Annotated in this window: 5 protein-coding genes; 3 read left to right on the forward strand and 2 right to left on the reverse strand. The window is 40.0% G+C overall.

Features of this window, described 5'->3' with window-relative positions:
• Nucleotides 1-13 precede the first annotated feature (13 nt).
• Both R3E32_04770 and R3E32_04775 read right to left on the reverse strand, forming a co-directional pair.
• On the reverse strand, nt 14-3,100 hold the full coding sequence (locus tag R3E32_04770; GenBank protein ID MEZ4884034.1) for a cadherin-like domain-containing protein: 3,087 nt from the start codon (nt 3,098-3,100) through the stop codon (nt 14-16).
• 50 nt (nt 3,101-3,150) lie between these two features.
• A complete protein-coding gene (locus R3E32_04775) occupies nt 3,151-8,325 on the reverse strand; it encodes an SdrD B-like domain-containing protein (protein ID MEZ4884035.1) in 5,175 nt (1,724 codons plus the stop codon).
• A gap of 426 nt (nt 8,326-8,751) precedes the next feature.
• Here R3E32_04775 and R3E32_04780 point away from each other — a divergent pair, with 426 nt between their 5' ends.
• The 3 genes from R3E32_04780 (at nt 8,752) to R3E32_04790 (ending at nt 11,387) form a co-directional block, all read left to right on the forward strand.
• The gene (locus R3E32_04780) at nt 8,752-9,342 is read left to right on the forward strand and encodes a Crp/Fnr family transcriptional regulator (GenBank protein ID MEZ4884036.1); all 591 of its coding nucleotides are present in this window, start codon (nt 8,752-8,754) and stop codon (nt 9,340-9,342) included.
• Nucleotides 9,343-9,429: 87 nt separating this feature from the next.
• On the forward strand, nt 9,430-10,518 hold the full coding sequence (locus R3E32_04785) for a sterol desaturase family protein (protein MEZ4884037.1): 1,089 nt from the start codon (nt 9,430-9,432) through the stop codon (nt 10,516-10,518).
• A gap of 50 nt (nt 10,519-10,568) precedes the next feature.
• Nucleotides 10,569-11,387 (forward strand): sterol desaturase family protein, encoded by an 819-nt coding sequence (locus R3E32_04790; GenBank protein ID MEZ4884038.1) that lies wholly within the window; start codon nt 10,569-10,571, stop codon nt 11,385-11,387.
• Nucleotides 11,388-12,243 lie beyond the last annotated feature (856 nt).

Below are 12,243 nucleotides of genomic sequence, written 5' to 3' on the forward strand. Positions count from 1 at the left end.
ACCTTCAAAAAAATTATCGTATCAACTTCACCACTTTGAAGTCTGCTCCCTGCTGTAAGCGCAGCAAGTACAATCCTTGTGCTTGCACACTCAAATCCATTGAAAAGTAATTCACACCTTCATTTGGAGTAAGCATTTCGTTGTGAACCAATTGACCCGAAAGATTGAACAATTGAATCATCACAGGAGAATTATTGTCTGATGAAAAACCAATCGTGTATTCATGCAAATTGCCGATTGGAGTCACTGCAATAATGTCAAAAATCACTTCAGAACGTTTCAAACTAATTACTCCTGCAATGCTTGTTGTACCATCAAAGTCCGTTTGAAGCAAGCGATAATAACTGATTCCAGAAGGGGCTTTCCTGTCCATATACGTGTAAAGCTGCATATCTGCACTATTTCCGTGACCGTCCAAAACAGCAATACTTTCAAAGAAAACACCATCTTCAGAACGCTCCAAAATAAAATAATCATTGTTGAGTTCCGTAGCCGTTACCCAGCTAATGAGATTGCCTTTTTCTTGAACCTCTCCCGAAAAGTCTAACAATTCAACAGGTAAGGTCACACAATCCAAAACCAATCCAGATAGAAATAGGAAATTACCTGTGTTTAGATCCGTAACTTTGATATTGTAAGGAACCGCTTCACCTGAAGCAAAAGGGCCCAATTGTATTACATCTAAAATAGTTGTAAACGGAGCTAATGGAGAAGGTTCAATCACCTCAATCTGAAACTGAGGACTATCACCCTGAATGCTAACAATCAAATTGAAAGTACCATTGTCATTACAAACAACCACAGCATCTGCTTCAAAACCCTGATTAGAGGCACAATCTGTCACCACTCCTGTCAAAATACGGGTTCCACCTGTGCTTTTTTGGGTGATTTTGATGCGGTAAGGCACACTTTGTCCACCTTGGAATGGCCCCAATTCTGCAAAATTTAAGATGGTATTTACAGGTGCTTGTGGAGTCGGCTCAATCACTTCTACCGTGAAATCATCAAACTCACTTTGAATCGATACAATCAGCGTAAAAGTTCCAGCATCTTCATTGCAGTTCACATTCACCTCAGCGGTGAATTTCACATCTACATAAGACAAAATAATAGAAGCCTCATCTGTATTGCCAAGCGCATCTTGAATCGTGTAACAAAAAGAATCTGCATCACCAGGTTGGAAATTTGCTGGTGGATTGTAGGTATAATTGCCGTTTCCATTGTTCGTAATTGTTCCGCCTGCATTTGAAGTACTGCAAACACTGAGTACAAAAATTTCTGTGCCAGTGTCATTTGCCAATATTTCTCCAACAGTGAAAGGAACAGACTCACCCAAAGCATAAGACCCCAAATCATCGTTCACTGCATTGAGGGCGGCCATCTGAACAAAACTAATCGTAATCGTTGCGGTATCGGTATTACCTGCTCCATCTGTAATTGTATAGCAGAATGAATCTGTGCCTGTAAATCCTGCAAATGGAGGCGTATAGGTGTAAGTACCATTTCCATTGTCCGTAATCGTGCCACCTGCGGTTGTAGTAGCACAAACAGAAAGAACGGTGATACCTGTACCAGAATCATTGCCCAATAATTGTGCGCCTGTGAAAGTCGTGCTGGTTCCAGACCCAAAAGTTCCCAAATTGTCATCATTGGCATCTACTACTGCGCCTTGGCTTGTGAACGTCACAAAAACAATCGCTTGTGCAGTATTGCCATTCACATCCGTAATCGAATAGCAAAAAGCATCCGTTCCCACATAATCCGCATTTACTGGTGTGTAGGTATAAGTACCATTGCCATTGTCGGTGATCGTTGCGCCTGCATCAGAAGGACTGCAAACATTGCTCACAAAAATTCCTGTTCCACTGTCATTGCTCAACAAAAATCCTCCCGAAAACGTAACACTGGTTCCCGCAGGATGTGTGCCGATGTTGTCATTCAAGATGGTAATCTCTGTTTGAATGATTTCATTGTAGGTAATAAATATAGTTGCTACATCATCTAATCCAGTTGGACTGTTGATTGCATAGCAGAAAGAATCTGGTCCAGTAAAAGTTGAAGAAGGAGGCGTATAAGTATAAGTACCATCACCATTGTTCACAATTGTTCCTCCATTTACCGAAGTAGCACATACATTCGATACAAAAATTCCATCTCCTGTATCATTGTTTAATAGGAAAGTAGATGTGAATGTCACTGAAACACCCGCATTTTGAGTTCCCAAATTGTCATCTACCGCATTTACGCCAGACCCTTGACCAGGTGTAAGGAATACAAAAACCGTTGCTTCTGAAGTCGTTCCATCTGCACCTGTGATAGAATAACAGAAAGAATCCAATCCAGTAAAATTCGGATTCGGAATGTAGGTATAATTGCCATTTCCATTGTTTACAATCGTTCCACCATTTGCAGAAGTGCTGCAAACATTCACTATGCTAAGATTTTGTCCCAAATCATTGGTCATCAAGAAACCACCAGTAAAATCTACAGAAGTACCTTGTGGATAGACTCCAATATTGTCATCCAAAGCAACAGTAGGGCCTACACCGCCGCCACCACCACCGCCGCCAGTCGTGCAGTTGTAGGCTACAGGCACAGTGAAATCACTAACACAATTTCCTCCACCAATCCAATCTATATAAATATCCGCCGTGCCAGATTGACCTGCTTCAGCCGTGAAAGAACCTGCTTGAACCGTACCTACACAAGCAGGATCAATAGACACCGTAGCCGTACAGCCACCGGGTAATGGAGTGATATATGCACTGATGTTATCAGGATAAGTGGTTACACTTACTTGACTTTTCACTTTCACACTTGGATCAGACACACAAGTTGCGATGACGGTGAAAGTTTGCACAATTGCTCTGCATGACTTATTGGCAATGAACCAATTGTCTGGAGTAGTAACTGGATTCCCTACCTCTGTAGTCCAAGTATAGGTTGCCTCTCCTTGGTTCACACTTGCAGTCAACTTGATGTAGTCACCACTACAAGCTTGTGATACATTGGCAGTTGCCGTGACTGAGCTTGGACATTGGGCATTCATATTTGCACCCATCCATAAGGTGCATACCAATAACAATAATAATTTTTTCATGGTTGTAATTTGTTATAGAAGTTTATGATGTTAATAAATTTTATATTTTTTTATCTTAAAATCTTGACTGTTCTCATTTCTTCACCATACCGCAATTGCAGCAAATAAATGCCTTGTGAATAACTTTCAGTGTTCATCTGCAAAACATTAAAGCCTTCCATCGCTTCTATACTCGTACTATATACGAGTCTTGCACTGACATCAAAAAGTTTGACCTCCACATTTCCCACTTTTGGTACTTGAAAACCCACTGCTGTATGCAGAAAATTCCCTAATGGAGTGACACTTACAATGTCAAACCCGCCTTCACTTTCTCCTCGCTGCAATGCAATTACCTTTGAAGTCGAGCTGCTGCCATCGAAGTCTGTTTGCTGCAAACGGTAATAACTGATGCCGTTGGGCGCAGTTCTATCCAAATAATCATAAGTCATTGTAAGAGAAGTTGTACCTGCTCCATCTTGTGTGTGAATGGTTTCAAAATACGTTCCTTCAATAGAGCGTTCAAGGCTGAAAAAATCATTGTTTACCTCGCTCGCTGTTACCCACTTCAACAGGTTTCCGTCCTGCAAAACCTCTCCTTCAAAGCTTACCAACTCAATTGGCAGAGTGATACAATCTATCACCACCCCATCCAGTGTGATAGAACCACCCGTATTGATTTGGGTAATTTTCACCGAATAATTAGGATGTTGAATGGCAAATGGCCCAAGTCCGACCACGCCTTGCGGCATAGTGATGGGATTCTGAACTTCTGGAAATACCACTTCTACAAAATAAGTGTCGCTTCCTTGAATGGTGAGAATCAAGGTATAAGTGCCTTCGTCTGTATCACAGGTATAGGTGATGTCTGCCGAAAATTTCACATCTCCATAAGCCAAGCTTACCGTAGCTTCGTCTATGTTGCCGTTGTTGTCCGTAATCGTGTAGCAAAAAGAATCCGTGCCTATAAAGTTTGGAGAAGGAGGTGTATAGGTATAAGTGCCGTTGCCATTGTCGGTAATTGTACCTCCTTTTGCAGAAGATGCACATATTTCTGCAATAGAAATATTATTCCCCGTATCATTGCTCAAAATCTGACTATCAGCAAATGTCACCGATTGACCAACAGGGAATGTTCCTAAATTATCATTGACCGCATCTATCAACGCTACACAGTCATAAGGAACAGGAATAGTGAGTTTGTTAATACAATCTCCGCCCCCTACCCAATTGAGAATCACAAAACCGATACCCGAATCACCTGCTTCTGCTTCAAAAGGTTTGACAGTCACATTGCCGCCACAACTTGGGTCAAGGCTGACTGTTCCCATACATCCCCCCGCAACGGGTGTGATGAAGGCACTGATGTCTGTTGGATAAACTGTGATGTCAATTGAGTCAATAAATTTTATGCTCGAATTGGTGGTGCATGTCACCATTGCAGTGAAGGTGCGAACAATAGGCGCACAGGTTTCATTGGTCAACAGCACATTGTAGTGGTCAAATGTTTCACCATTTTCATCTGTCCATACCAAAACAAAATTCAAATTGTTGATGACCGCTTTTAAGCTAATCGTTTCACCGCTACAAACTTCGGTTTTGCTGGCTGTTGCGGTCGCACTTGAAGGGCAATCATTGACACAAGGTTCGGGTTCATCGTAGGCATTGACGAGCGTTGCGCTGCAATTGGGTTGGTCGTCAAAAGTAGCCGTAACTACCACATTTTGAATGCCAATGGCTGGCAATTCTATGCTATACGTTTCTTCTCCGCTGCCATTGGACGGAATGCTGTAATCATCGCCCAACAAACTCACAACAATGTTCCCTTCTGGAGAATTGTCGTAAGTTACTGTCACTTCAAGAATATAAGTATTGGTGTCTTCATTGCAGTCACTGACCGAAATATTGGTGATGTCAATATTGCATTGTGGCACACAAGAAGCAGGTTCGTCGTAGGCGTTGGCGAGTGTGCTACTACAATTTGGACTTGCCGCAAAAGCAGCCGTTACATCCACATTTTCGGCTTCGGAAGTTGGAAGAATGATAGAAAATCCCTCTTTGCCGCTCCCATCAGGGGTGAAAGAAAAAGTTGTTCCCAGCACTTCAATGTTTAATACACCATTTGGCGCATCTTCGTATTCAACAGTGACATCCAATTGATAACTATTGATTGAAGGATTGCAATTTCCAACACTTACATCGGTCACTTCAATGGAACATTCCGCACTACAAGCAACAGGTGCGTCAAAAGTCACGCCCGTTTCATCGCTGCAATTAGCTTCATTGGCAAAACTGGCACTCACGCCCACATTTTGCAGTCCATTGGCAGTCAATCCAATATTGAAGGTTTCTTGTCCACTGCCATTTGGATTGAAAGGGTAAGTCGTCCCGCCTACTTCAATGTTCAAATTGCCATTCGGCGCATCTTGATACGTAACCGAAACCGCCAAATTGTAGGTATTCGTTGCAGGGTTGCAATCGCCTACATTTATGCCAGTGACTTCAATCGCACAATTCACATCACAAGCGGTAGGGGCATTGTAGGTTGCGCCTAAATTGTCCTTGCAGTCTGGATCGTTCACAAAACTTGCACTCACACCTATGTTTTGAAAACCATTGGCATCGAGTTGGTTGATGGCGAAGGTTTGTTGACCACTACCATCCGTTGTAAAAGTCGTTGTATTTCCGAGAATCGTGAGGTTGATACCCCCTGTTGGCTCGCCTTCATAAGCTACCGTCACTTCTACACTGTAAGTATTCGTTGAAAGGTTGCAATCGCTTACGTTTATGTTGGTTATATCAATCATACAATCCACATTGCAAGAAGCTGGGGCATTGTAGGTTGCACCTAAATTGTCGCTGCAATCAGGATTGGCTGCAAAACTTGCACTTACACCTACATTCTGAAAACCATTGGCATTGAGTTGATTTATGGTAAAGGTTTGTTGGCCACTACCGTCTGCTGTAAAAGTGGTGTTTTTACCCAAAACGGTGAGAAGGATGTTACCGCTTGGCGCATTTTGATAAGCAACAGTTACATCCAAAGTATAGGTATTGTTGTCTGGATTACAGGCTGTTGGTGTGACACTCAAGATTTCAATATTGCAGACAGGTACTTGAAAGCCAAAGTTTACATTTTCAATGTTCAACTGGTTCATATTGATATTGAAGGGATTGGTCGGGTTGTTTGCAGTCGTCAAAACACCTCCATCAACGATTGAGCCTTGAATGTCTGTTACTTCAATGACGGCTTCACCGACCAACAAATTGTCGAAGGTATAGAAACCATCGTTTTGAGTAGTGGTGGTGAAAGGGATATTCACAAAAGCGTTGTTGTTGAAGGTCAGCAATATATCTACTCCATTGACCCTTGTTTCTCCTGCAAAAAGTCCGTCCCCATTGTCGTCTTTCCATACAAAACCACTGATAGTACCTGTGCCCAACAATCCTGCATCCATTTCAACGGTTTCATCGGCTTCAATACTGAATATGTTTGACGAACCTGCTGTGATGCTGTTCGTAACGTCGCTGTTCAAGCCCTGGTTGCTACCTGCGTTGGCAGTAGTGGAGGTAAATAATGGCGCTGTTCCAAATACTACATAATAGTCGAGTGTAGTGTTAGTGACTTCGAAGGTATATGTTCCATCTGATTCGGTAAAGGTATTGGCAATCAATGAAAAATTGGTTGCGTTGTGCAAATTGACATTGACATTGCCGATTCCTCCTTCGTTAGGCTGCTGAATGCCATCTTTGTTTCTGTCCCACCATACAAATCCTTCAATGGTGGCTGTCACTGGGGGAGTAAAAGAACATAAGGGGTTATTCTCTGGTGTTAGGTTTTCTGTTTGAACGGTTGGAACATGGCTGGTTCCGTTGGTTTCGGTAGTGAAAGTGGGAATCAAAAGAGAATAGGTGAAAGTGCCTTGTTGAGGGGTAAAAGGGGTATCATTGCAGCCGCTTGCACCAAAACCATCTGTTTGAATCAAATAAGTATCTAAGGGATTGAAACTTGAGCTTCCACCGAAACCATTGGATTGACCTGCTATCAAAACTCCTGTGCTGTTGGGAATGACTGCTCTCGGTGCATTGAGTCCATCGTTGCCGTATTCATGTGCTTCTATCAATGTTCCGCTTGGGTTCATAAAGTAGTTGGCAATTCGGCTATTTGTGCCAGGAACGATGCTGTTGGTGACGGTTAAGGTAAAATTGGTATTGGGAACTTGATTGCACGATACATTAAAAAAACTGTCGAAGGTTTGAAAATTTTTCGTCCATTCTACATCACCATTTCCGTTGGTTTTCATTGCCGTAGCGTAATAATTGAAGCCTGTGGATGAGGGTTGGATGGTGTATCCGCCAATAAAATAGCCCCCATCTTGTGTGCGAACAATGGATGTACCGAAACAATCTGTGTTGTTATCCAAAACAGTGAATAGTTTTTCGGTCACAATATTGCCATTCGCATCTAATTCTACCAAGATAATCCCCGTGTGCAAAAAATCTCCTCCCGCATTGCCTACATTCTTTAGCCACGTTTTTTCCTTCATCGCCTCTATTTCTACGTCTTTAGATACCTCTTGTGTCATCTTGGCAGTTACAAATTGCGCCATACCCGTAAAAGCATATCCGCCATTGGGAAGTGCAATGCCTGAAACACGGCTTATATTGAAGGTGAGGCTGTGGGTTTTAGACCAAACGATATCACCCGTTGAAGAGGTATGCACGATAAATACTTCTGATATATCATTGTTTGGACTGAAGCTTCGGCTTTCACCAATAAAAGTATAACCGCCATCACTGGTCGGAAAAACCGAATTTGCCATATCGGTGTGGCTGCCTCCATAGGCTTTTGTCCACTGCAAATTTCCCATTGCATCGGTTTTGGTGAGAAAGGCATCCTCAAATGCTCCTCCAAAACTTAGGCTTCGCCCTGCAATAATATATCCATTGTCAGGGGTTTGTGCGATGGCATTGCCTACTTCAAAATTGCTTCCTCCAAAGATTTTGGTCCATTGAGGTACACCCATATCATTGGTTTTGGACAATAATACGGATTGAAAAAGATTCGTTCCTGCGGATGAAAAGCCTGTGAGAATGAATCCACCATCATTTGTAGGTGCTATATCGTAGGGAATATTGTTCCCCACATTGCTTGTGCCAAAGGCACTTTGAAAGGTAATTTGGGCCTGAATAACATTGAATAATCCACCGCAAACCACCATTAAGAGTAGCAATAATCTTTTCATTTGCTTACGCTTTTAGGGTTAAAATTGAGATTGGGGTGGAAATTTTGGATAACAATCCAAAGAAAAAAATGGGGGTTCAACAAAAAAATTACTACAAAATGAATTGGGGATTACAATGTATTGATTGGGAGGAGAGTAAAGCTAATAAATTTTAACTTATAAAAATCTGAATGTTAATACTATGCAAATTTTATTTTTTTATGCAATTTTATTTTTGTCACAAAATTGTAAGATATGCATTTTCATAGAAAGATGCAAATTTTTTGAATGTAAAGTGGGCAGTAAAAAAAATAAGGCTTGACTATATGGAATGTTTCAAATGGTTTCTTTGAATGGGCTTCAAAACTTGAACCGATGTTCTAATGGTTTTTTGAGCAAATTTTATGCCTTAATGGTATATTTGAATTCCTAAAACGAAACAATAAGATGAATAGAGAGCAAATCAAATTCATATTGAGCAAGGTTTATCCATTTTTGGCTGGCTTAGAATTAGACCATTTCTTGCAGATTAGCACTTTTCAAAAATTGAAGAATAAAACAAAATTGATTGAAGCTGGACACAATTCACCAAAGATTTTTTTTATTTTAAAAGGCATGGTAAGAGGCTATTACATTAATCAGAAAGGACAGGAAATCAATGTTTTTTTGAGGCCAGAACATACGATGACAGGCGCACCTGATACATTGTTCACCAATAAACCTACCAAATATACTTTTGAAGCCATACTCGAAACAGATGTGTTGTTTTTTTCCTTTCGTGATTTTGAAGTTTTGATGGATAAGTATCCAAAAATATCCAAGGTCTATATTGATGCATTAGAAGAAAACTTGCAAACATTAATTTTTAGAGTTGAATCACTGATTGACAAATTACCCGAAGAAAGATACGACGAACTGCTTGAAAAAAAACCTACTTTTTTTCAAAAAGCTTTTAACAAACACATTGCAAACTATCTTGGCATCACACCAAATTCGCTTTCTCGCATCATAAAAAGAAAAAAGACGATGAATAGTTAACTTATGTATATTTTTTTTATCTTTCGATGTCGTAATTTTACCACACTTCCATTTTTACCACTTCACTAAAAATAAAATCGTAGTCTTATGGACAATACACTTTTTGGAATTCCTAACCTTGATGTTTACATTATTCTGGGAATTCTGGTAATTTTTGGACTCATGGAAATGATGGCGGGTTACTTACACCGCACCAATCGAACGTCGAATGATTGGATACAAGAGGCAGGTGGTTTTTTCATGCTTTCGGTAGCCATCAAACCCCTCATTGTTCTAACGGTGCTTGGACTTGGCAGTGCTTTGCTTAGTCAATATCAAGGAATTATTTCACATTGGAGTATATGGGCGATGTTACCTTTCTACTTGTTCATTGATGATTTGCTGCAATATTGGTACCACCGTTCGGCGCATGAATACGAATTTTTGTGGAAATTGCACCGTCCGCATCATCAAGCAGAAGAAATGGGTTTTTTCATTTCCTATCGAAATGCTGCCCTTTATTACCTAATTATGCCCAATATCTGGTGGATAGGAATTGTCACCTTCTTGGGAGGAGGAAAAGGCGTAGCACTTGGTTTGATTTTGAAGCAAATAGTCATCATTGGTTCGCATAGCACCATTAAATGGGATAGCTTTTTGTATAAATACAAGTTCTTCAATCCTTTGACCACTATTTTAGAGCGCATCATTATTACTCCTGCTTTTCACCATGCCCACCACGGTAAATCTATGCGGGATAGCATTAGTGACCCAAATGGCAACTTTGGCAATATGTTTTCAATTTGGGACCAGCTGTTTGGTACTGCAAAGTTTACCCGTCAATTTCCTGAGGAATATGGTATTTTAAATGATCCAAAAGAACACTGGTCAGCGGCATATTTGTATCCATTGGTAGCGGCGGAGGATCCAAAAAGTGAAATATCGAGAGGTTTTCAAAAAAACAAAACTGCTACTCCTGAACCTATTTATGTAGAATTGGAGAAGGGTGAAAAATACCTTTGGTGTCAATGCGGCAAAAGCCAAAATCAGCCTTTCTGCGATGGCATGCACCACGGTTCTAAATTCAAACCTCTGCTTTTTGAAGCCAAAAAAACAGGACAGGTAAAGTTGTGTAACTGCAAAATCACCAAGAAAGGACCTTTTTGCGACAATTCGCATTTAGACTTGTTGAAGTAAGTATAAGAGATAACATTGGAAATTTATATTAAATAGAAATACAATTCACTATGGAAGCTTTGGTACATTTTTTTGAACAAATGCCCAATTGGCAAAAATTAGTATGGGTTTTTACCTGCCTGATTATCAGCTGGATTGCAGAAGGAGCGGTTCCATTGATAAAATTCAATTATAAAAAGTGGAAACATGCTGGGGTGAACCTCATATTTTTGACTACTTCTCTGATTATTAATGCCTTGTTTGGATTAGCAACAGTAGGAATTTTTCTATGGATTGGCAATACCAACTTTGGCTTGTTGAATATAGTCGAACTGCCTACTTGGGTAGAATTACTTTTTGCAGTGATGGCACTCGATTTGGTAGCACAATGGTTTGCACATTACCTGCTTCATCGGGTCAAATGGATGTGGAAATTTCACATGGTACACCACAGTGATACCAAAGTAGATGCTACAACAGGCACTCGACACCATCCTGGTGATTATTTGGTGCGTGAAATATTTTCTTTGGCTACCATTTTGGTGTTTGGTATTCCCTTGGCGTTTTATGTTTTTTACCGCATCGCTACCGTATTTTTCACCTACCTTTCTCACGCCAATATCACTGTGCCTATTTGGATAGACAAACCCATGAGCTTGATATTCATCACCCCAAATATGCACAAATTCCACCATCATTTCGAGCGTCCATGGACAGACACCAATTTTGGCAACATCTTTTCACTTTGGGACAGAATGTTCGGAACAATGGTGTATGATGACCCCCGCAAAGTACAATATGGTTTGGATGTATTGGACGGCTCATTGGATGAAAATGTGATTTATCAATTCAAAGTACCTTTTGATAAAAATGTGAAGACGGATTATTGATAAATCCGCTCACAAACGGAGGGTTTCAGAATAAAACCTTTTTAAGTTTAGCATCCAATCTTATGAACACTTTTTCAGTCAGTTATTTTTATGTTTAAAAGGAATATATTTATACAATTATTTTTTTGTTTTAAACAACTGTAAATAAGCTATTTAACTTTCATTTTCCACTTTGGTTCTTAACAAATGCTTATCTACTATTCATGTTGTACTTTAAGCTGTACCTTACCTGAGAATAATTGCCTAAAATCGTTGTCATAAATAATTAACCACAAAACCTGTCCCATATCACAATCTATCTTTTGAACTAATCGTATGGGTATTTGAATCATGATTTGCCATAACCTTTATGCGATAGAAATTGAATACATTATAAATAATATTATCTATTTCTAAATCACCAAGTCGCCCTCGTTATTATACATATTAAAAATATATTGCCATGCGCAACGCATCCTACTCCTTCTAACTTTGACATTCATTCCTACTATCTGTTCTAGGCATAATTTCTTTTATAATCCTTGCTATATATTTATACACTATGCAAGTCGTTCATACACTATGCAAGTCGTTCATTTTTTTTGACTTTAAACGTTTGCGAGTTTCATATTTTCATTGAGCTAAATCACCATCATAATGCCATGAACGATTATCACAATTTCGCTTGAGTTCTCGACTTACAACTTATTTGTGTTTGCAAATCGATATGGATAGAGCTTTTTGACTATAACCTGCTAATTTCATAGAGCTAATTGTGTATCTTTGTTCTGCGGTTAAATTGAGTCATATTTTATACTTTTAGACGAGACAAAAATAGGACTCTTATCCGTTAGAGAGCTAAAAGGCATGCACTTTT

Source organism: Chitinophagales bacterium, from assembly GCA_041392475.1.
GTDB lineage: Bacteria > Bacteroidota > Bacteroidia > Chitinophagales > UBA2359 > JAUHXA01.